We start from the raw sequence: 21,863 nt of genomic DNA, 5'->3' as shown, positions 1-21,863 counted from the left end.
TTATTCCGCCTGCTTCTCGAATTTATAGCCGATGCCGAATACGGTTGTGATCAAATCGCCGGCATCCAGTTTTTTGCGGAGCCTCTGAATATGCGTATCCACCGTCCGCGTATCCCCCATGAAATCATAACCCCAGACTAAATCCAGCAGTTCCGAGCGAGTATAAATCTTCCCCCGGTGACCGTACATGGTCATGAGCAGGTCGAATTCCTTCGGCGTAAGATCAACCGGTCTTCCGTCTTTCTTGACCAGTCGCTCTTCCATTACGATTTCGATAGCCCTAAAGCGGATCACGGCTTCCGGCATTCCTCCCCTATCCCCTTGGTTCGCCTGATCCAGCCGTCGGAGGATCGTGCGAATTCGGGCGACCACCTCCCTCAGATCGAAGGGCTTCGTAATGTAGTCATCGGCACCAAATTCTAGCCCAAGCACTTTATCCGTGATGTCGGATTTTGCCGTAATCATGAATATGGGGATGTTATAGTCCGTTGTTACTTTTTTGCATATATCGAGCCCGCTTTGGTCGGGCAGCATCCAATCCAGAAGGAGCAGATCGGGATGAAATGCCGCAAGCTCCCTAAAGCCTGCGGCACCGCTGGCCGCGGTACGGGTTTCAAAACCCTCCATCGCGAGGCCATAGGCCAGCAGATCGGCGATCGGCTCCTCATCTTCGATAATGAGAATTTTTGTTTTTTTCATGAAATCTCCATTCCTAATTCACAAGCTATTTGATGATTCGATTTTAGCATATCCCCACAGTTATGATAACCTGATCACCTACAAGCATATTATGTCTGTGATTCAGGCAAATGCAGCAGATCCGGTACGGTGACAAAAGAATATCCTTGATTCTTCAAATCAGGTATTAACAATGTTAGTGCCTCAATGGTGTTGGCAAGATGATTCTTACCGTTTGCGGAATGCTGAAGAATGATGCCTCCTGGCTTCAACTGATTGTGGATGATCCTCATGATCTCCTGAGCAGGCACACCTGACCAATCCATCGTATCTACAGACCAGTTTACAATGGCTAGATCCTTATTCTGGATGGCTTGCTCCATGTCCTTATCCAATGCGCCATACGGCGGCCTGAATAAGGATGGCCGATAACCAATGATGTCGTTCAGTTCCTCCTGTGTATCCATGACCTGCTTCATCGCTTCGTCCATGGATAACTCCTTGAAGTTGGGATGTGACCAGGAATGATTCCCTATGGCATGGCCTTCCTCAACAATTCGCCGGGCAATCTCAGGATGAGCCTCAGCCCGATCTCCCAGCAAGAAAAAGGTAGCTTTAATCTCGTTTTCCTTTAAAATATCCAGAATCTTGGGTGTTACTATGGCATCCGGGCCATCATCAAACGTTAAAGCAACCTGTTTGCCGTCTTTCGCTGAACCATTAAAATACACCTTCTTCTCCATGGACCGAATTCCGCTTTGAGTGGTATCGGGCGATCTTTTTTCATCTAAATCATCCGTTTCTTGGTGTTCAAGCGAGAGCTCCTGCGATTCTAAAAAATATGATCTGAGTCCATCGACTATTGCCAGCGCGGCAAGGTCTTGTCCTTCATCGCTCAGCAGGAAATCCTCATCCTCCGCATTGGTAAGATATCCAACTTCAACAAGCACTGCGGGCATCTTGGGTGTACCTAGCACTTTTAGTTGTTCTTCCTTTACGCCGCGATCACGGAGTCCAATTCCCTGCGCCAAATGCGTTTGAACAGCTTGGGCCAATGGAATGCTGTCCTGGTTTCGGTATAAGGTTTCTGTTCCTGATACCATAGGATCCGTATAGGTGTTGCCATGGATGGAGATGAAGGCATCCGCATTCCCATCATTCGCGATCGCTCCCCGCTCCTCCAATTCTATGAATTGGTCATACGTTCGTGTCAAGAGAGGCTCAAACATAGGATCCTCCTCAAGAAGGGCAGCAACCCGTCCGGCAAGGGACAGATTGAACGCCTTCTCATATGCGCCGCTGACTCCTGTAGCTCCAGGATCCTTTCCCCCGTGGCCTGGATCGATGACGATCCGAAATGTTTCTTGATGATTGGGCACGGCAGGAAGCGTCTTATAGTTATCTGCAACTCTAGCAGATGATGCCGGCATCAACTCTACCGTTGATGAACCGACGTGCCATGCCAATTTGAAGCCGACGATAAGCAGGATTGCAATAAATAGAATATAAAAGACTCTGGTAAGTTTCTTTCTTTTCTTGTGATAGATCATGGTTCCTCCTTCTTGGTGATCGTGCTAGATACGATTCCATAAGAAGAATATAATCGCCGGATGTGACAACGATTTTACCAAGATGTCAACAACTTGTGTCCAACGTTACTCTATGCTAATGACAGGAGTTTCATAGACATATAGACGTCCCTCGGATCCTGTTCTAGAAGCAAATCTTTCAAATAGCTGCATTGATTAGTAAAAAAAAGAAGCAGGCTGCCAATGCAGCTTGCTTCTATCTTAACTTTACGATTCATTAATCGGCCCACCTGGCCATATTGACGGTTACACGTTCAGCGAATAGGACGAGCGAGCGATCTCCGTGGCTTGAACCATGTTACGAAGGGATGCAACCGTTTCTTCCTTACCGCGTGTTTTGAGGCCACAGTCCGGATTGATCCAGAACAGCTTCGGATCCAGGACCCGCAGTGCACGCTCGATCATGCTTGTCATCTCTTCCACTCGAGGTACCCGCGGACTGTGGATATCATACACGCCTAGTCCGATCCCTAATCTGTACGTATTGACCTCGAAGCTATGAATCAGCTCGCCATGACTGCGCGAAGTTTCAATCGAGATGACATCGGCATCCATCGCCTCGATCGAATCGATCATGTCATGGAATTCGCAGTAACACATATGCGTATGAATTTGCGTAGTCGGCTGAACCGTGCATGTGGTCATGCGGAAGGCTTTAACAGCCCAAGCGAGATACTCCGCTTGATCTTCCTCCTTAAGCGGCAACCCTTCGCGCACCGCTGGTTCATCCACCTGAATCATCCCGATGCCCGCCTGCTCCAGCGCCTCTACTTCCTGTCTTAGGGCATAAGCCAGTTGATAGGCAATTTGTTCCCGCGAGATATCTTCGCGAACGAACGACCAGTTCATAATCGTAATCGGGCCGGTTAGCATCCCTTTCACGGGCCGGTCCGTCTTCGATTGTGCATATTTCGTTTCCTCCACCGTCATCGGTTTTTCGAATGCCACATCCCCGAAGATCACAGGCGGTTTTACGCAGCGTGAGCCGTAGGACTGAACCCATCCAAACTGAGTGAAGGCAAAACCTCCAAGCTTCTCTCCGAAGAATTCAACCATATCCGTTCTTTCGAACTCCCCATGCACAAGCACATCAAGGCCAATCTCTTCCTGCAGCTTGATCCAAACATCGATTTGCTCTTGAATGAAGCGCTCATACTGCTCATGGCTCCACTCTCCCTTACGCCACGCCTGACGTGCCTTGCGCACCTCGGCTGATTGCGGGAAGCTGCCGATTGTCGTGGTCGGAAAAATCGGCAGCTGCCATTTGTTCTGTTGAGCGACATGACGCTCCGCAAACGGCAGACTGCGAACCGGATTCTGTGAACTAATCTCAGCAACTGCCTGCTGAATGTCATGGCGATTCCGCTCTCCGGATTGTTTCAGCGCCTGAAGCGCAGCATCGCATGCTTCCAGTTCCTTAGTGATTCGGGCTGCTCCTGTGGAGATTGCTTTTGTCAAAAGAACCAGTTCACTCAGCTTCTCGTCTGCAAAGGCGAGCGCTCCTTTCAATTCTGGCTGCAATTTCGTTTCGCTGCTCACCGTCACCGGAACATGCAGCAAGCTGCACGAAGATTGAACGATCAGGCGTTCAGGGGCTACGTATTTCGTCAGCTCTTCCAATTGTGACAGCTTCTCGCGAAGAGACGCCTTCCAAATACCCCGTCCGTCGATTATGCCGGCGCCCAACACCTTATTCGCAGGAAACCCTGACTGTTTAATGGCTTGCATATTGCCTTGGTATCCGTGCACCAGGTCAAGACCGATGCCGCTAACCGGAAGCTGGATAATATCCTGATAGTTTTCAACGGACTCAAAATAGGTTTGCAGCATGATGTTCAATCCCGGTGCCGAAGCCGCAAACGTTTCATAGACGCGGGTTAACCGCTTAAGATCGGCATCGCTTAATTTTGTAACGAGTATCGGCTCATCGATCTGTACCCATTGAACGCCTTCTTGGGCAAGCTCCTGAAGAATTTGTACGTAGAGCGGTAACAATTTTTCCAGCCAAGCATCCGTTTCCGACGACTGATACCCTTTGGACAACTTCAGGAAGGTGAGCGGTCCGACAATAACCGGCTTGCCTTCTATTCCAAGTTTCTCCTTGGCCTCCCGATAGGCTGCAAGGGGTCTGTTTTCCGTCAGTACCGGTGCAGCCCCATCCAATTCAGGCACGATATAGTGATAATTGGTATTAAACCACTTGGTCATTTCACTTGCCGTAGCATCCTTCGTTCCGCGTGCAATGCCATAATATACAGACAATGGCACAACGCCGCCCTCATAAGAGAAGCGTTTCGGTACGATGCCAAACATCGTCGCCGTATCCAGAACATGATCATAATAACTAAAATCATTAACCGCAATAAGATCGATCCCGCTCTCCTGCTGCTTCCGTAAATGATTCAACCGAATCTCCTGCAGCTGCCCGTGAAACTCCGATTCTTCCAGCTTGCCTGCCCAGAATGCTTCCAAGGCTTTCTTCCATTCCCGATCAGCGCCAATACGCGGATATCCCAGTACACTGCTTTTTGCCATCTATGTAACACCTCCTATACAAATTGTTACAAGAAAGATATCATGTATTGATCGGTATAGTGTAACTCATATAAGCTATATCTAGTTATAGCCTATGGCTATAGCAAGATTGGTATGCGTGTAATGCTTGTTTCGCTTCAATGCAAAAAAACCGCAGAACGCGGTTTTTCATCAAGGTGTCTCTATGGTTTCCTAATATGCCTATTCTCTGATCCAAGCATCCAGCAAACGAAAAGTTTCTTTAGCCGAATCTATAATCTCATCAGGATCCTCCGCGGCATTGAGCAGCGCTTCCCGGATTTCGATCCATCTTGGCTTGGTCTCTTGACCATATGCATAGAAATAACGTAGACCCGACTCCGGACTCAGCGGCAAGAACTTCATCAATTGTTTCGTAATGACTTGGCCACCAAGTGTGGATCCCTCAATAACATACAGATATCCCAATATTCGTGCTTGGCTGCTCAGCTCTGGCAATCGGCTGCACAGTGGCAATTGTGCAATCTCATCAGGAGTCATTCCTAGATGAATAAGATCTTCTTCCAATAGGTTCGATTTCGTTCGGATTTCCAGATCCAAACCAAGATGGTTCACGGCACCCTCTGCCATCAGTTGCTCTTCGGCCGGTTTAATAAATCCGTAAAATTTCGCTAAATAAGACCGATATTGATCTATGTTCAAGGTCTGATCGAAGGCAGCTTTGGCGTATGGATTCTGTTCGATTCGTTCATGCTGGGCTGCCGTCTCTTCTCTTATCCGTTCTAAAATCCGCGTGCTCATGGATAACCCCCTCAATGTCTCAGGCTGTAATGCAAGGACAAGCACATCTGTAACAAACCGCTACAATTAGGTATCGGTCAGTCTTGAACCCTGCGATTAATATATCATAACGAGAATACGATGAATACATAGCAGGCTCAAAGGTGCCCGATATCATTCCCTTAAGAGAACAAATTCAATCATCTCTTCAGTGCATTACCTCGGTTATGAACACCTTGTAACGGATACAGAGATAACATTTGTTTTGCATGTATGAAACACCCTATAATAAGTTTACTTCGGACTGTAAAGGAGCTTATCTATGAAGACAATTGGACTAATCGGGGGAATGAGCTGGGAATCCTCCATTGAATACTACAGAATGATAAATGAGCAGGTGAGAAGCCAATTGGGTGGCCTCCACTCGGCCAAATGCCTTATGTACAGCGTGAACTTCGAAGAGATTGAACGCTATCAATCCGAGGGGAATTGGAAAAAAGCCGGTGAAACATTAGGTGAAGTTGCACTTTCATTAGAAAAGGGCGGCGCCGATTTTATTGTGATATGCTCCAACACGATGCACATGGTACTAGATTATATAGAAGAAAGAATAAGAATTCCTGTGCTGCACATTGCCGATGCTACGGCAAATCAAATCCATGAACATGGGATTCGTACAGTAGGCTTGCTTGGAACCAAATATACCATGGAGCAGAATTTTTATAAGCAACGAATAGAATCTAGTGGTATTCAAGTGCTCATCCCCAATGAACAAGATCGTGAGATCGTAAATAAAGTGATATACGAGGAATTATGTCTCGGTAACATCCAATCGGATTCAAAAGCCCACTATAAAGAAGTTATTGAACGGCTGATTCAAGATGGTGCCGAAGGAATTATTCTAGGATGTACGGAGATCGGATTATTAGTAAAACCCGAGGATTCCAATATTCCACTCTTTGATACAACCTCCATACATGCAAATAGAGCTGTTCATAAATCATTGGAAGCAGACTCTTAATTCATAATTGGATATCGTTACAAGTTATCTTTGCTTTTCAGCACCAGAATCAGCCCGGCAATACACAATACCCATGACAGAATCGATCCGGAGCTCTGCGCGATTTTCAGGCGCAGCTTCTCGAGCGGACGCTGCATCATGCGGCCGAATACGAGGTGTAATCCAAGCAATAGGATTGGAGGCAGCACCATCACGATATTGTATGCAGCCAGGATGGGCATCCATTGAACCGTTGTTAACTGAGCCGTAGTCATCAGCCCGATAGCCGCAAAGTACGGAAGGGCTGTTGCTACCTCCAGCAAGGACGTCGTGAATCCAAGTCCGATCATGGCTCCGAAGCTTTTGGATCTTGGACGGCGCGGCTCGGATGTTTTTTTCGTGGGGATCAAGAAACTGGCGACAAACAGGACACCGCCGACAACGGTCATGATCCAGCTTACCGTTCGATTTTGAAAAATGCCGGTTACGGATTGCAAAACGGCATCCAAACCCAGCATAAGCGCAGCGCCTACCAGGAAGTAGAAGCCTCCCACTGTTAATAAATAAATGAATAAACGGGGGATTAACCGATCCCGTTCGGTCAAGAGCAAATACACTGTTACGCCAAGCGTAGCTGGACTCAGCATGTCCAAGAGGGATAAGGCTCCAATGGAGAGCAGCAGTTCCAACGTCAAGATGTCTCCCCCTCTTCTACTTGTTCTTTGTCCTTGCGTAATGCATAAATTTCGAATGCCTGTTCCATGAACTGAAGAAGGGCATCCTCGATGGGATATAATCCCATCTGCTCGGACTGCGCCGGTGATTTACGGATCTCCCACAGCTTATCGATGAAGGGATCTTCATCTTCAAATACCTCAAGTCGTTTCTCATCCATCCGTCGGACAATTCGCTGCACATCCGGTGAATCGGGACCGTCCTGCATCCGCCTTTTGAGCTGCCCCAACAGAGCGATCCACTCGAGAGAGTCGGGATCCGTGCTGTTCATATTAGGGAGTAGACTTAACAACTCTACTTCGCGCTTCTCAAACATCTGCTGCCTTATCGAGTGCTTTAACGATGGGTCTCTTCCGGAGAGGTGAATCAATTTCTGAACGACGTCCCAGCTTGTCTCACCTTCCATCGCAATGCTGTGAAGCACGGCTCGCAGCGCCGATTCCATCTGGTTCAGCTTTTTTTGTTCGTTCATTACAATGTCCAACTGATTTATCAGGCTGGTGGACCAGTTCCATTCCGGGTTGGAAATCATATCCGATATTTCTTGCAAACTAAAGCCCAGCCTCTTCAGAAACTGGATTTGCTGCAGCTTCTTTAATTCCTCTTCACTGTATATACGATGCTTGCCCGGTGTTTTGGCGGCAGGAATCAGCAGGCCAATCTGGTCATAATAGCGCAGCGTTCTTACCGTAATCCCCGTCTGCTTGGATAAATCTTGAATGGGAATCAACTTCATCACCTGCTTTCCTAAAGTCTCGATAACTTCACTATACAGGATGACGCTACGTCACTTTCAAGCTTTTTTACGAAAAATATGACCATTGTAGTTTGATGCAGCCGGTACAAAAAATGCCCGAGTTATCGGGCTTTGTTCTAATGCAGAATGGAATTCACTTCAGCTTGATGATTTTTGTTCTGGTTAAGCCAATCAGATAGAGTCCGATGGGAATCACCAGCAAATGGAGGAGCGCATAGCTTGACCACACGTTCTGAATGATATCGGCAACATAGATGGTGTTGATGTATGTATTCCAGGCCACGATCACAAACAGCACGGACAATGGATAGATTAACGGATTTTGTTCCTTTAGTCCGAACACGGTCTTCATGCCTTGAAGAATCGAAAGATACAAGAGAGAGATCTTGATAAAAAAAGTCAGGATCCAAAGTGTAATCAATATGCCTTCCACACGTTGGAAAAAGTTTCCTAAGTTGATCGTCTTCGCAAGTGCAAATGCCGGAAACGTGCTATTCTCCGTCTGCTCAATGCCCAAAACCAGCACGCTGAGCAGGACGGTAATGCCGAGCACGATCCCGCCTGCAGCGGCTCCCCACATCAATGCCTTCCCCGCTTTCCTCTCCCCCTTAACCAGGGGCAAAAAGGTCATCAGCACAATCAGTTCCTGAAACATGGAGGAATGGAATCCGGCCTTGGCAACTGGCATCCAGCCCTCCTCAAGCATAGGCTTGATATGGTTCCAATCGATCTGGGGAATCAGCGAGAGGACAAGGACCAAGAACAGAAATACAATCCACGGAAACATCAATTCACTGACACGGGCCAAAAGAATGATGCCCATCCTGGCGCACATGACGGCCGCTATCAAGAATAAGATTTGGATAGCCTCGATCGGCGTCTCCGGCATCATCTCGCTGCTCAGGAAAAAACCCAAGTTGCCAAGCAATGTGCCCGTAAGAATCAAAAAATAAAAAAGGTAGAGCAGCGAGAGAATCTTTCCCAGCAGCTTCCCCAAAACCTTCTCATGGATCTCAAAGATCGTTTGGCCAGGATAGACACGCGCGATGGCTAAGTACAGCACAACCATAAGGAGATTAATGAGGATACTGAAGAGGGAAGCCATCCACGCATCTTCCCGTGCGGTATGCGCTAATCCGGTGGGGGTCACCAGGATCGAGGTTCCGATGGTCAAGCCAAAGGCCAGTATAAAAAATTGCCGTGCGGCGATATCTTTGTATTTAATCACGTACAACCATACCCTTCTTCGTTATGAGATCAACCTGTTCAGCGGTTGCATTAAGACGCCGATCCAGTCCAGCGGCCTTAAATAAGGTACCTCCATCATATCCCCGATCAAGGCCAGCAAGGTCACTCCCCATACCGCATAGAACACAACCAAGTCCTTGAGGGAGCGAAGCTTCAGCAGTTGCCGGGTTTCCGTAACGAGCACGATGGACAGGAACAATATGAATAACCAATGCCAATTCACGGCTCATCCACCTTTTGGTTTATGAGTTGTATGATGGATCCGATCCGCCGGATCGCTACATCTGCATCCACGCGGATATTCATCGTTTTAAAGCTTTCTCCCCAATGATCCCGGTATTTTTTCCAAACATCCGGATATTTTCGGTGCAGGACCTCACCGAATCCAAAAACATCGGATCCATAACGCTGCTGCACCAGCCCGATATGCTTCGAGATATTGGTGTTATATTTATCTTCGATATCCTTCTCTAATTCGTCGATGACGGCAGGTCGACTGATATCAATCGGACATTGAACGGCGTTCACATCCGCTTCGATCTCCAATTCGGCTGAAAATTCAGGGATCCCCTTCGAATTGAGCGTAACATCAAGCGATGTGTCTGCCCGGTTCACCCCAAACCCGACGATGCCTCCGTCCGGACATGAAATATATCCCGCCGTGTTGTCGACTCTATTCAAGACATAATTGACGGCCTTGCTAGGCGGTTCCCCCAGCCATCCCACTAACCGGTCCCCTTTAAACACGCCTAATCCCGTATGTTGAAGCAGCGTTGAAGGACTGATTTGCTTCACATTCTCCAGAGACTGTGCTTCTGCTAAACTGCCGTTTAACTGGACTCCGGATAATACAGGGTCTGAGCCGCTTCGCTTTAACTCCGTCACAAACTGCTGCAATGTAACTTTACCCGTCGCTGCCCATTTTTTCTGCGATATCAGAATCGAGGAATAGAGCGAATTTGCCGGAACATACTCGAATGGCGTAACGACCTCCAGGATGTCAGAGGCTTTCCCGTTTTTGGCAACGAGCATGAAGAAATCCGTTCGAAGCTGATGGTTCCGGGAGATATAATCGAGCACGTCGCTGACCCCTAGCCGGGCCAAATCTTCCCCAAATACCAACACCCGGACATGGGACAGATACGGCATCCGAGGTGCCATGCTCAGCATGCGCTGAAGGGCATCGGGGATGGTTTTACCCACTGACTTGTAGGTTACGACCGGAAGACTCCCCATGGATCCGCCTTTTTTGGACCCCGTCTCACTGGAATTGAGCACTTGAGCTGAAACGGCGTACCCATTCTCGTGGGTATCGATTCCAAGTGCCATGACGACGGCAAGCTCATTCAGTTCTTTTTTGCTCCAGCATCCAGGCGTTATGGCTAAATTGACTATAAGCAGGACTGTAAGTACTTTTCTTTCCCACATCCATAACCAGTCCCATCTGTCTAAAATAAAGAATTCGAGTCATGACGTAAAAAGACGGCTCATGTCTTGGATTTGGACAAGTATTTCTTCATACTGTGGCGTGACAATCGCAACAATGCATCCTTCTGGCTCCGCCAGCGTATAGGTGCAAAAGAAGACATATAAGGAACCCCCATGGACTGCAGACTGCACAGGTGGAGTCCAATCATAATCATTCCGATTATCATTCCATACAATCCGAATGACGCTGCTATTCCCATTAACCCAAATCTCAATATCCGGACCGAGATCCCAATATTAAAAGCCGGAAGGGCAAAATTGGCAATCGCCGTCATGGACACAACGATCACCATCGCGGCCGATACAAGACCCGCTTCAACGGCGGCCTGTCCAATAACCAAAGTGCCAACGATGGAAACGGATTGGCCGATCGATTTAGGCAATCGAATCCCGGCCTCGCGCAAAATTTCAAACGTGATTTCCATAATCAACGCCTCAATAAATGCGGGGAATGGCACCCCTTCGCGTTGACCGATCAAACTTGTCAGCAAGTTGGTCGGAAGCATTTCCTGATGAAACGTAGTGATCGCAATATATAATGAGGGGGTAAGAAGCGCTATTCCGAAGCATAAGTATCGAAGTAGTCGAACCAAGCTGGCAAAATCCCAGCGTTGGTAATAGTCCTCGCTCGATTGAAACAGTTGTACGAACAGTGCCGGAACCACCAATACAAACGGCGTACCTTCCACAAAAATAGCAACTCGCCCTTCCAGTACTGCAGAAGCAATAACATCGGGCCGCTCTGAATTATATACCGTCGGAAAAGGACTGTATCGATGGTCCTGTATCATCTCTTCGATATAATTGCTCTCCAGGACGCTGTCCAGCTTGATTGCATTCAGTCTTCTGCGCAGCTCATTGAGTACATCGACATCACATAAACCGTCCATGTACATCACGGCCAATTGCGTATTGGTGTGCTCGCCTACAGTTCTTTCTTCAATGCGCAGCTTAGGGCTCTGAATTCTCCGCCGGACTAAGGCCGTATTCTCGCGGAGGGATTCAGTAAAACCTTCCCTCGGACCTCTTACCACGGATTGAGAAGTCGCGTCTTCAACTGCGCGCTGCTTCAGTGTTTCAGTACCCACATAGAGCGAGGTGGATGTTCCATCCATGAAGACGATCGTATTCCCGGACAACAGTTTCTTTTCAACCTCTTGATAGGTTCGAGCTTCCCCCACTTTCCCCATCGTTATCGTCAGTTCCTTCAGCATTCTCATACGTTCTTCCGGGGTTTGATAGGGGAATTCAATGAATAGCGGTAAATCCTTATGAATTGCTTCTATTAAAAGATGAGGATCTCCCATCCCTTCAATGTAAACCATCACCGTAGGGATAGCCCCCACAATTAACTCTCTGTATATGATATCTCCGCTCTGCCCGAATCGACTCTTCATATTTTCGATAAATTGCGCGATGGAAACCGGCAATTTTTCTTGTGAAACATGATTGCGTGTGGTGTTCTCCGTCATGTAAACGACTCCTCGTTTTTCCCTCATGGTCAGCTTTGCCTTACAAGGAATTCAATTACCTTCATTTATCTTTTCCTCTACTGTTCCCGCAGTTGGATATTATATACTTTTTGAGACAGGTCCTTGAAGTGAATTCGTTCAAAATAAAACGCCTCTTGAAGACTCAGGGAGTCAACAACAGGCGTTATCTGATTTAATTTTCCTACCAGTTCCAAAGTATAGTTACTGTGTCAGCCCTTTAGCCTGCAGATACGCTTTCTTGTATTCGGCTGCTTTATGGGCGATCAAGCTGTAATCCTGCCGCTTCAAAGCTTCGCTTGTCAGATCCGATCCAATACCGACGGCTATAGCCCCCGCCTTGATCCATTCGCCAAGATTATCAAGCGAGACACCACCGGTCGGCATGATATTCGCCTGCGGCAGCGGGCCTTTGATCGCCTTGATCATCGACGGGTCGTACAGATTGCCAGGGAACAGCTTGACAATGTCCGCCCCCAGTTCCAGTGCTTCCTGGATTTCCTTGATCGTCATCACGCCCGGCATGACCGGAATCCGATAGCGGTTGCAAAGAACGACTGTTTCCCTGCTCAGGCACGGCCCAACAACAAACTCGGCGCCGCTCAATATCGCAGCACGCGCTGTTTCCGGATCTAGCACTGTACCTACCCCGATGATGGCATAGGATGAAGGGTCTTCGGCGTTCCAGGAATATTTGCGCGACAACGTTTCAATGGCCCGGAGCGCAAACGGTACGGTCATCGTCACCTCGATCACTTTAATGCCGCCGGCAATCGCCTGTTCGGCCATCTCCACAACCTGCTCCGGCGTTTCGCCGCGCAGGACCGCGACCACGCCTTCTTCTGCTATTTTTTGAATCAGCTGCAATTTCTTCATCTTAACTCCTCTTTTCTATTCGATAACTACACAGAATATGATTCAAACGTATATTCCGCTCCGTTTATCGTTCTCGCGGAGCTGCCTGAAGCCATAACCTTCAGATGCATTCGATCCTCGGTCATCCATCCTGTATACGCAACCTCAAATCCGCCGTCAGTCTTGAATTCCGGCCTGTGCCCGGACATTTGCCGTGCGAACGCCGCCAGTTGTCCGATCCCTCTGTTCTCCGCTTCCCGAACGGTCACCGCTTCTACGGTGAGAGCCATTCGAGGGCCATGGCAGACGGCCAGATGATATCCGGACTGCTCCCTAATGTTATAAGCGGTCCCGGTGCTCAAATGTATGGCAAAATAAACCTCATCTACCTTGCCGTACAAAGCTTCCGCTTCATACAGCCATTCTCCTTCCGGTAGAACGCCGACAACTTCACCGCCACCATCACCTGCTGGTTCAGGCAGCGGATACAGCGCAAGCACCACATTTTTGTGGTACAGCACCTCCATCCACTCACTCTGGTGGCGGGGATCGTTTCCTGAGGGATCATATCCCTCTCCCGGGTGAAAAAAATACAGCTGATTTGCCTTGCCGCCAGTGCGGACAGGAAGACTGAACATCCAGCGCAGCTGCTCGTTGTCGAACTCACGAACCCGCTCCCACAATCCGCCCGCCGCAAAATGTTCCGTCACATAAGCGTAGGAGTGCAGCTGCCGCATCTCGCCGTCAACCGATTTCATGAGAGCCTTGCGCACTTCGGTCGCTTCGCTTCGATCCAGGGCTAGACGACGATCAGCTTCCGGAGCTTCGTGGAATAGAAATCCGGCGTACTCCGTGCGCGGCATCTCCTCCGGAAGGCTAAAATCACCGAACTGGACATAATCGTGAAGCACATTGGTATCCCTCGGTGCATCATGCGGCCATCCTCTGGAGTGGGCTCCTACCCACGCCCCTTTCAAATAATAGGACGTGCGCAGGCTCCACAGCTCATCCAGAAGTTCATGAAGCTCCCGCTTTAATTCCGGTTCCTCCATTAGTTCCAACGCGCAGGTGAACGCCTGTGTCCAATGCCAGAACCACGGCAAGCAGCCATATTCTGCCATGCCTTCCCGCCGGAGCAAGCACAGGGTATCCCGAAGACTTTGTTTTCCGTCCTCCAGAAGTTCCTTATCATTGAACCGATGGCCGAATATTAGCTTGGCTGCCGTATATTTAGCCTCATGATGATTGCACACGGTGAGCGGCTTGCGAAAAAATCCTCCGTGGTAGATATGTTCCAGTCCAGCCTCAAACTCAGCCGCCAAGCTCTCGCTCATCTCAGTTTCAAACTTGCGATGGAAAAAAACCATCAAGCTCCCCATTAATTCAACCGGCAGCGCATGTGGACTCGCCTCTTCCGGCTTCGGTCCCAGGTTCAGCGGCCAATGACCGTACATCGGACTCTTCGCGTCCTTGTTCTGCAATCGCAGCACACGACCCAGAACCTCCTCTGCCAGCCGTTTACCCTCCTGCCGATTAAACTTCGGATCAATCTCAAGGTCTAGCGAAGCCGCAAACAGATAAGAGGCATAGTAGAAGTTATCACGCACATCCCCATGGAACCACAATCCGCTGGGTAATAGAGGCTGCCCCCATGCTTGTTCCGCAACGTTCCGAACAATCCGGTTCATTCTCTCTTTATAATCGTTCATTTGTTCTCCTTTCCCAATCCGATGATAAAGCTGCTTCCCAACATAATGAAAATAAAAAACGAACTTAAATAAACCTGTTTCGAACCCATATAAACATTAAAAACCTAAATGAATAAAAAGGGAAGCTATTTTTCAGAACCCATGCCATCATTTATCTTGTTTGCAGTAAAAACCCGACCAGAGGGATATTCTGACCGGGCATGTTGTACACGATGAACTGTATGATCCGTGTCGTTATGGACTATTTGTCCTCCCCATCCTGTACGAAATTGAGCACAGATTCATCCACTGCCGAGGTCTGTCCAAGGTCCGGTTGATCTGACAGCTCAACTTCGCAAGATTCGGGACCGCCTTGCAGTTCAAAAAGAACTAGCTCGTTCCCCCCTTTACGCAATAAAGGGCCGGGAATATACAAGGCCTTCTGCGGCCCCGCGCTCCAGTATCGACCGAGATTAAAGCCATTGATCCAGGCGACACCTTTGGTCCAGCCATCAAAGCGAAGAAACGTGTCTCCGATATCCTCCACCTGAAAGCTGCCGCGGTAAAATCGGGGCAGGCCCGCGTGTTCCGACTCCAGCATGGACAGCTCTACTTGCTCCGCCCGCCCTTCATCCGTAACCGGTGTATAAGAGAGAGAAGACAGCATTTCTGGCTCCAGCGGCAGGGTTCGGGTCGTCCAGTCGTACAGGAACTGGTTATCGATTCTCACGCCTTCCGTGATTCCCTTGGAATCGCGGATTAGCGGCCCGTAATTGATCCGGCCCATGTTCTCGACAAGAATATCCAGCCTCGCTCCGCCTGCGGGTACGGTAATATCGAGAGGCTCTGATTTCCATCGTTCGATAATGCCAAGCGGCCGACCGTCAAGAAATACCTGCGCGCGATCACGAACCTCCTGAATATGCAGCTGCTGTCCTTGCCGCGGTCCCTGAATAAATGTGCTGTACAATATAAAGCCATAGGACTGTCCGAATTTTTCCATCGGCTGGGTGCATACACTTTTTATCGGTTCTGAGAGATGCTCTAGATTGGCATCCGCAAACAGATCGGCCATTTCAGACAACGCGACCTTTCCGTAGGCTGCCTTTGGAATGGGATCCGGGAAGGCACACCCCGGCTTAAAACCATGCTTGTCGAGCACCAACCGCACCGCCTCATATTTCTCCGTCTGATCCCCCCATTCCGTCAAAGGGGCATCATAATCATAACTTGTCGTTGTTGGCTCATATGCATGGATGTGATTCGCTCCACTGTAAAAGCCAAAGTTGGTTCCGCCATGAAACATATACATATTAATCGAGGAACCCTTCTCAAGCATTTCATCCAGTACGCCGGCGACATCGGCCGCATCCCGCACATGATGGTCCTCCATCCAGTGATCGAACCAGCCGTTCCAGAATTCCATGACCATCAGCGGCTCTTCCGTACGATATTCCCGGTATTTGCGGAAGGATTCTTCTACCCGGGAACCGAAATTCACCGTTGCGTGCACATTGCCAAGCGTCCCGCCCAGCAGCATTTCGTCGGTTGGCCCATCCGAAGTAAAGAGAAGCACATCAACACCTCGCCGAACCAGTCCTGCACGCAAATATTCCAGATAAGCGTGGTCGTTGCCGTAACTGCCGTATTCATTCTCGACCTGAACCGCCAGAATCGGCCCTCCGTGTGTGGACAGCAGCGGAACCAGTCTCGGGATCAACTCGTCGTAATAATGATCCACCTTGCTTAAATAGAGCGGGTCACTGCAACGTAGCCGGATTTCTCCATAACCTAGCAGCCAGCCCGGCAAACCTCCAAATTCCCATTCCGCACAGATGAACGGGCTCGGTCTGACAATGACATGCAGGCCCAGTTTCCCGGCTATTTCGATAAACGATACAATATCAGCCATACCGCTAAAGTGAAATTCCCCTTCTTTGGGTTCATGCACATTCCATGCGATATACGTTTCAACGGTGTTAAAGCCGCAGGCTTGTAATTTTAATAGCCTGTCCTCCCAATATTCAGGAACGACACGGAAATAGTGAATCGCTCCCGATATGATCCGGTACGGCTGCCCGTCCAGCAAGTACTGCCCGTTCTTCCAAGTGAGCACTCCCATTACAGTTCTCCTCCACACCTATATAAAATCCAACGTTTATTCCCCGCAGCGATAAACCGCCATGCTTTTGATTTTCGGACTTGCTGCCGATTTCAGTACACGCAAACGTACCTTGTCGGGAGACACTGGAGCGAACGCATCGATTTTCTTGTGGCCGATCGCGCTGCCGCGTATAAGCTCGAGCCACGCTCCATCAATGAAGGCTTCCAGCACATATTGACTCACCCGTTCCCCGAAAGCAATGTCCTCCATAACAACGACATGATCGATCACGCATGTTCGAGGAAGGTATAATTCAACGACCTCTCCCGATCCCGAGCTTTCGGCCAGGGCATGACCAAACCGGCGCTTGATCTCTTTGCCAAATGCCAGAAGCCGCTTTACATCGGCTTCGGGAAGCAGCCCGCGCTGGTCTGGTGCGACGTTGAGCAGCAAGGTCGCACCATGCCCGACCGACCGATAATAGATTTCCATTAACTGATCCACGGACAACAGCAAGTGTTCTTCATCCGGATGCCAGAACCAGCGGTCTTTGCGGATGGGGACATCGCATTCCGCGGGCACCCAGCCCGGCGTCTCCGGCAGCCACTTCAACGATTCTTCGCTGAACATGCTGCCCCGCGAAGAATCGGCCGTGTTCCAGCAAGGATACGGAGCCACGCCATCCTCATTGCCGACCCAACGGATCGTGGGCGCGCCCATATTAAACACCATGGCGCCGGGCTGATACCTTTTAACAAGATCCATGATACGGGGCCAGTCATATTCGCGGCCTTCCGACCCAGCTCCATCAAACCAAATTTCCACAAGCGGACCATAGCCCGTTAAGAGCTCCTCCAATTGTCTGCAATAAAAGTCATCATACTGTTGCGGGTCGGCATAACACGGCTCGTGCCTGTCCCAGGGAGATACATAAATACCGAAGCCGATGCCCTCTTCCCGGCAAGCATCCGCGCACTCTTTTACGACATCGCCCCGACCCTCCTTCCACGGACTCGAGGCTACGGAATAATCCGTTGTCGCCGTCGGCCACAGGCAAAAACCGTCGTGGTGCTTGGCCGTCAATATGAAATAACGGAATCCGGCTTCCTTCGCGGACCGGACCCACTGTTTAGCATCCAGGCAGTCCGGATTAAACAATGCCGGAGCATCTTTGCCCTCCCCCCATTCCTGGTCGCAGAACGTATTGATTCCGAAATGGCAGAACATCCCGAGCTCCATGTCCTGCCAGGCTAGCTGCTCCAGCGAAGGAACAACAAGCTGGTCCTTAAGCTTTCTTGATATGGACATAATTTCCCCTCCAACGCTCACCAGTCGTAAAAAAAGGGCTTTGGGGAAGCCCGTTCATTGGCCCCCCGAAACCCGTTTCCTACCAGGATTCTCATACCTCGTGCATTGCCCCGTTACTTGACAACGCCTTTTTCGTTAATGATTTTGGTGGCTTCATCGACCATCCATTGTTGAACCTCATCAATCGGTTCGTTGCTAAGCATGAATTTCGCAAAGCCGTCATTAATGATCTTGGTCAATTCCGAAGTATCCGTCATCATGACTTTGGCTGCATCAAGATACTGGATTTCATCGCTAAACAGCGTATATTTCAACGACTCCATATCGTACTTATCCTCTTTGCCTGCAACCAGCTTTGTCAACAATTCTTCGTTATTCGCTTTCTTATAGCCAGAGAACTCGAGTCTGTTGTCCGAATCGGCTGTTGTCATGAATCTCATAAGCTTGAAGGATGCTTCCTTGTTGGTGGAATTGGCACCCAGCGCCAGCATATTGCCGCTGGTGAAGTATTTTCCTTCATACTCTTTAGGTTCTGATCCTGCAGGAGGCACAGGTACAGGAGCGAAAGCTGTTTTGAAATCATGCGGATATTGCTCGGTATTGCCTGGATCCGCTACCGTAAAGTTACCTGTAAGAATCATAGCAGCTTCTTCATTAAAAAATTCAGTACGGTAATTCAGCTTCGCGGCAAGCACGTCACTGTAAGGTTTGGCCGACTTGTCCGTCTCCTCCATATCTTTGCGGAGCTGGAAGAAGTATTTGTAGGTCGGATCTGCCAAAATGGTTGTCCCGTCCTCATATACGAACGGATCTTTCATCATGGTTTGCGCAGGAGCGTTCATATATAGCTCCCATGTATGGAAGTAAGAACCGTAACGCTTGTCAACCCCTTCGCCCTTGGTCAGCTTTTTGGAATAGTCGCGGTAATCATCCCACGTCCAGCCGAATTTCGGAACCTCAAGTCCCGCTTCATCCAGGGCATCCTTGTTGAGCATCACATAGTTGGTACTCTTGGTGTACTGCATGCCATAATACTTGTCTTCTAGCTTGGCATTAACAAAGTATTCGTCTTCCGGAACGAGACTTTCCTGCTCATAGAACTCGTTCAGGGGAGCAAGGGCTCCACGTGAGGCCCGTTCGAGGACTCCGCCCAAGCTTGGGAATTGAATAACATCGATCGCTTCACCGGATGAGATCAGGAAATCCAACTTTTTCAACATTTCCACGGAGTCGCCAGGAACCAGAACCACATGCTCGACCTTGATATTCGGATTCTGATCCATAAATTCCTGGAGCATGGCGTCCGTACCCGCTTGTTGGGCTTCGTTATCCCAGTTGTAGTACTTGACGGTAACCTGCTTGTCCGTCTGACCGCTTCCGCCGTTGCTGCTGGCACCCGTTTCCGACCCGGATTTCCCGCAGCCGCTTAATACCAGGGTGCTCGCCAGGATCGTGCTAAGAATGACGGATAATCTGTGTTTGCTTTTTTTCTTCATCTTACTTCCCCCTGCACAGATAAATTAGTTGTGGTGTTGTTTTCATGTTCATTATAGGCACCAGCATGGCGGATCAAGTGCACAATTTTGAGGTTCTAGGATTACTTTTTTGACTTTTCGAACTTCTGAATTTTGACTTTAGACTTCGTATCAACCTTTTACCCCGCCCAAAGCAATGCCGTTTATAACCTGCTTTTGCAATGCGATAAACACAATGACCAGCGGAATGATTGCCGAGACTGACGCCATCATCATTATGGCATAGTTGTTGGTGTAGTCATCACGGAACAGCGTCATCCCCAGCGGAATCGTGTATAAATCCTTGTCCAGCAAGAAGATGAGCGGATTCTGGTAATCGTTCCAGGTCCATATGAATTTAATAATGGCCACCGTAGCAAGCACAGGCTTGCACAGCGGAACCATAATGGAAGCAAATGTCCGCAGATGACCCGCTCCGTCAATTCTGGCCGCTTCCAAGTATTCATCGCTGATCCCGTTCATAAATTGACGCAGCAGGAACGTAAAGTAAATGGAGAACATGCTCATAAAGATGATGGCCTCATGCGTATTGTAGAGTCCAAACCAGCGAATGAGCAGAAACCGCGGAATGAGCGTCGCCTGATCCGGAATGATCATGAACGAGAGCAAGGCCATAAAAACCAGATTTCGTCCCTTGAATCGAATTTTTGTTAGCGCATACCCTGCCATGGATGAGATAATCAGGGTGATTAGGGTCGTAATAATCGCTATTTTAAAAGAATTAAAATAGAAATCATAGAAGGGAACTCTTCCCATCCAGACCATCTTGAAATTGTACGCCAGATTCACCTTTTCCGGTATCCATTGAATCGGGAATCGCATAACGTCCTTCTCATATTTAAAAGCCGCGGAAATCATCCAGATGAGCGGTACGAGAAACACAATGGACAATGCCCCCATGATAAAGGTGACTACCACTTTGGACAGGTTTTTTCGAAGAAGCTGCATGTACATTCCTCTCCCTCCTTATTCTTCATTTCTCATTTTCCAGGTGAGCGCGGTAATCAGACCGATAATCGCGAACAGCAGCCAGGAAATGGCCGAAGCATATCCCATATTGTAATATTGAAAGCCTTCCTCATAGATGCGGAATACAAGCACGGTAGAAGAATTGTTCGGGCCGCCTTCCGTTAAAAAGGCGATGATGTCAAACACTTTAAACGAGCCAATCAACATCGTAATTAACAGGAAGAAGGTTGTCGGACGAAGCATCGGAACCGTAATCGCAAAAAACTTTTTAATTGCACTGGCACCGTCAATATCCGCCGCTTCATAAATTTCATTCGAAATGTTCGTAAGCCCGGCCATATAAATAATGATCGTGTAGCCCAGGCCCGCCCAGGAACTGATGATCGAAATCGCCAAGAGCGACGTTTTCGGATCGACCAGCCATTTCGGCGGATTGCTGATCCCGAGATCCATCAGAAACTGGTTGATCGGTCCCAGCGATGGGTGGAATAATGCGCTCCACACCGCAGCAACTGCGATAATCGAAGAGATATAAGGAATGAAGAACGCGACTTTAAAATAACTCTTGAAGAACACGCTGTTGTGAATCAAAACCGAAAGCACCAGAGCGATGGCAATCGGGATCGGCACCGTAAGAACCATATAGATCAAATTGTTTTTTATCGCTTGAATAATGGTCGGATCATGGAACATCTTGATGTAGTTATCCAATCCGGTAAACTCGATCCCTTGGACACCTGACAGCATATCCCAATCGGATAAACTTAAATACAAAGAAAATCCAAGAGCAAACACGTTTAATAGCAGCATCCCGACGATTTCCGGGGCCAGAAACAGCCACCCGATCAAAGCCTCTTTCCGCTTGGGAGTCCAAAACTTCCGTCGGCTCTTGGGCACTGGTTGTTGTACAGCCTCCATCTAGCATCACCTCAACAATTTGTAAGTTGTCATTATAGTAATACATCCGGTATCGGCAAGAAGGAGGGATTATGACCAGCCATGTGCAAGATTTTGACCAAAAGAAGCCCCACAAAGTGAAGCCTAAACTTCGATCCTTATTCCAAATACTTTGCGGGGACCCCAAAACAAAAAAGCCCCACAAAGTGGAGCCTATGCTTCGATGCT

General features: G+C 48.8%; 18 protein-coding genes. 1 reads left to right on the top strand and 17 read right to left on the bottom strand.

All coding sequences use genetic code 11. The features are described from left to right. The 4 genes from MKX98_RS14050 to MKX98_RS14035 form a co-directional block, all read right to left on the bottom strand. The gene (locus MKX98_RS14050; protein ID WP_194542321.1) at positions 1-699 is read right to left on the bottom strand and encodes a response regulator transcription factor; all 699 of its coding nucleotides are present in this window, start codon (positions 697-699) and stop codon (positions 1-3) included. Between the two features lie 89 nt (positions 700-788). Next, positions 789-2,228: an N-acetylmuramoyl-L-alanine amidase gene (locus tag MKX98_RS14045; RefSeq protein WP_339223577.1), complete on the bottom strand. Its 1,440-nt coding sequence runs from the start codon at positions 2,226-2,228 to the stop codon at positions 789-791. A 285-nt stretch (positions 2,229-2,513) separates the two neighbouring features. Further along, complete coding sequence (gene metE, locus MKX98_RS14040; RefSeq protein WP_339223576.1) at positions 2,514-4,802, bottom strand: 5-methyltetrahydropteroyltriglutamate--homocysteine S-methyltransferase; 2,289 nt, start codon at positions 4,800-4,802, stop codon at positions 2,514-2,516. Between the two features lie 201 nt (positions 4,803-5,003). Next, positions 5,004-5,582, bottom strand: a complete 579-nt coding sequence (locus MKX98_RS14035; protein ID WP_220685548.1) for a biliverdin-producing heme oxygenase — start codon at positions 5,580-5,582, stop codon at positions 5,004-5,006. A gap of 301 nt (positions 5,583-5,883) precedes the next feature. Between MKX98_RS14035 and MKX98_RS14030 the strand changes: the two genes are divergently transcribed. Then, positions 5,884-6,582, top strand: coding sequence for an aspartate/glutamate racemase family protein (locus tag MKX98_RS14030; protein ID WP_220685549.1), 699 nt, complete (start codon positions 5,884-5,886; stop codon positions 6,580-6,582). A 17-nt stretch (positions 6,583-6,599) separates the two neighbouring features. Here the strand turns inward: MKX98_RS14030 and MKX98_RS14025 are convergent, their stop codons facing one another. The 13 genes from MKX98_RS14025 to MKX98_RS13965 all read right to left on the bottom strand — a co-directional run bounded on the left by MKX98_RS14025 (position 6,600) and on the right by MKX98_RS13965 (position 21,656). Then, positions 6,600-7,256, bottom strand: a complete 657-nt coding sequence (locus MKX98_RS14025) for a GAP family protein (RefSeq protein ID WP_339223574.1) — start codon at positions 7,254-7,256, stop codon at positions 6,600-6,602. Then, positions 7,253-8,032, bottom strand: coding sequence for a MerR family transcriptional regulator (locus MKX98_RS14020; protein WP_339223572.1), 780 nt, complete (start codon positions 8,030-8,032; stop codon positions 7,253-7,255). Before MKX98_RS14020 ends, MKX98_RS14025 begins: the two co-directional genes overlap by 4 nt. 154 nt (positions 8,033-8,186) lie before the next feature. Then, the gene (locus MKX98_RS14015) at positions 8,187-9,281 is read right to left on the bottom strand and encodes an endospore germination permease (RefSeq protein WP_194542315.1); all 1,095 of its coding nucleotides are present in this window, start codon (positions 9,279-9,281) and stop codon (positions 8,187-8,189) included. Positions 9,282-9,302: 21 nt separating this feature from the next. Next, positions 9,303-9,524 carry a hypothetical protein gene (locus tag MKX98_RS14010; RefSeq protein WP_339223570.1) on the bottom strand — a complete coding sequence of 74 codons (222 nt, stop codon included), beginning with the start codon at positions 9,522-9,524 and terminating at the stop codon, positions 9,303-9,305. After that, on the bottom strand, positions 9,521-10,729 hold the full coding sequence (locus MKX98_RS14005) for a Ger(x)C family spore germination protein (protein WP_339223568.1): 1,209 nt from the start codon (positions 10,727-10,729) through the stop codon (positions 9,521-9,523). The genes MKX98_RS14010 and MKX98_RS14005 overlap by 4 nt, the downstream gene beginning before the upstream one ends. A gap of 59 nt (positions 10,730-10,788) precedes the next feature. Further along, complete coding sequence (locus tag MKX98_RS14000) at positions 10,789-12,261, bottom strand: spore germination protein (protein ID WP_194542312.1); 1,473 nt, start codon at positions 12,259-12,261, stop codon at positions 10,789-10,791. Positions 12,262-12,483: 222 nt separating this feature from the next. Then, entirely contained in the window at positions 12,484-13,155 is a 672-nt protein-coding gene (locus MKX98_RS13995; protein ID WP_194542311.1) for a bifunctional 2-keto-4-hydroxyglutarate aldolase/2-keto-3-deoxy-6-phosphogluconate aldolase, read from the bottom strand. 26 nt (positions 13,156-13,181) lie between these two features. Beyond that, the gene (locus MKX98_RS13990) at positions 13,182-14,843 is read right to left on the bottom strand and encodes a hypothetical protein (protein ID WP_339223565.1); all 1,662 of its coding nucleotides are present in this window, start codon (positions 14,841-14,843) and stop codon (positions 13,182-13,184) included. Between the two features lie 241 nt (positions 14,844-15,084). Continuing rightward, on the bottom strand, positions 15,085-16,944 hold the full coding sequence (locus MKX98_RS13985; RefSeq protein WP_339223563.1) for a beta-galactosidase family protein: 1,860 nt from the start codon (positions 16,942-16,944) through the stop codon (positions 15,085-15,087). A 36-nt stretch (positions 16,945-16,980) separates the two neighbouring features. Beyond that, entirely contained in the window at positions 16,981-18,234 is a 1,254-nt protein-coding gene (locus MKX98_RS13980; RefSeq protein WP_339223562.1) for an alpha-L-fucosidase, read from the bottom strand. Between the two features lie 113 nt (positions 18,235-18,347). Further along, positions 18,348-19,730, bottom strand: coding sequence for an extracellular solute-binding protein (locus MKX98_RS13975; RefSeq protein ID WP_339223560.1), 1,383 nt, complete (start codon positions 19,728-19,730; stop codon positions 18,348-18,350). 150 nt (positions 19,731-19,880) lie between these two features. After that, positions 19,881-20,723 carry a carbohydrate ABC transporter permease gene (locus MKX98_RS13970; RefSeq protein ID WP_260067401.1) on the bottom strand — a complete coding sequence of 281 codons (843 nt, stop codon included), beginning with the start codon at positions 20,721-20,723 and terminating at the stop codon, positions 19,881-19,883. A gap of 12 nt (positions 20,724-20,735) precedes the next feature. After that, the gene (locus MKX98_RS13965; RefSeq protein ID WP_220685558.1) at positions 20,736-21,656 is read right to left on the bottom strand and encodes a sugar ABC transporter permease; all 921 of its coding nucleotides are present in this window, start codon (positions 21,654-21,656) and stop codon (positions 20,736-20,738) included. Positions 21,657-21,863 lie beyond the last annotated feature (207 nt).

Origin of the sequence: Paenibacillus sp. FSL W7-1332 (assembly GCF_037969785.1) — a bacterium.
In the GTDB taxonomy this organism is placed as follows: domain Bacteria; phylum Bacillota; class Bacilli; order Paenibacillales; family Paenibacillaceae; genus Paenibacillus_AQ.
The sequence above is the reverse complement of the archived record's forward strand: the minus strand, read 5'-3'. Positions and strand labels throughout refer to the sequence as shown.

What these genes read in the sequence shown, in the direction of transcription:
- MKX98_RS13990 (WP_339223565.1), bottom strand. Translation starts at nt 14,843, where the DNA reads ATGAACGATTATAAAGAGAGAATGAACCGGATTGTTCGGAACGTTGCG.
- MKX98_RS14005 (WP_339223568.1), bottom strand. Translation starts at nt 10,729, where the DNA reads ATGTGGGAAAGAAAAGTACTTACAGTCCTGCTTATAGTCAATTTAGCC.
- MKX98_RS13985 (WP_339223563.1), bottom strand. Translation starts at nt 16,944, where the DNA reads ATGGGAGTGCTCACTTGGAAGAACGGGCAGTACTTGCTGGACGGGCAG.
- MKX98_RS14020 (WP_339223572.1), bottom strand. Translation starts at nt 8,032, where the DNA reads ATGAAGTTGATTCCCATTCAAGATTTATCCAAGCAGACGGGGATTACG.
- MKX98_RS14030 (WP_220685549.1), top strand. Translation starts at nt 5,884, where the DNA reads ATGAAGACAATTGGACTAATCGGGGGAATGAGCTGGGAATCCTCCATT.
- MKX98_RS13995 (WP_194542311.1), bottom strand. Translation starts at nt 13,155, where the DNA reads ATGAAGAAATTGCAGCTGATTCAAAAAATAGCAGAAGAAGGCGTGGTC.
- MKX98_RS13975 (WP_339223560.1), bottom strand. Translation starts at nt 19,730, where the DNA reads ATGAAGAAAAAAAGCAAACACAGATTATCCGTCATTCTTAGCACGATC.
- MKX98_RS14045 (WP_339223577.1), bottom strand. Translation starts at nt 2,228, where the DNA reads ATGATCTATCACAAGAAAAGAAAGAAACTTACCAGAGTCTTTTATATT.
- MKX98_RS14000 (WP_194542312.1), bottom strand. Translation starts at nt 12,261, where the DNA reads ATGACGGAGAACACCACACGCAATCATGTTTCACAAGAAAAATTGCCG.
- MKX98_RS13970 (WP_260067401.1), bottom strand. Translation starts at nt 20,723, where the DNA reads ATGTACATGCAGCTTCTTCGAAAAAACCTGTCCAAAGTGGTAGTCACC.
- MKX98_RS14050 (WP_194542321.1), bottom strand. Translation starts at nt 699, where the DNA reads ATGAAAAAAACAAAAATTCTCATTATCGAAGATGAGGAGCCGATCGCC.
- metE (WP_339223576.1), bottom strand. Translation starts at nt 4,802, where the DNA reads ATGGCAAAAAGCAGTGTACTGGGATATCCGCGTATTGGCGCTGATCGG.
- MKX98_RS13980 (WP_339223562.1), bottom strand. Translation starts at nt 18,234, where the DNA reads ATGTCCATATCAAGAAAGCTTAAGGACCAGCTTGTTGTTCCTTCGCTG.
- MKX98_RS13965 (WP_220685558.1), bottom strand. Translation starts at nt 21,656, where the DNA reads ATGGAGGCTGTACAACAACCAGTGCCCAAGAGCCGACGGAAGTTTTGG.
- MKX98_RS14035 (WP_220685548.1), bottom strand. Translation starts at nt 5,582, where the DNA reads ATGAGCACGCGGATTTTAGAACGGATAAGAGAAGAGACGGCAGCCCAG.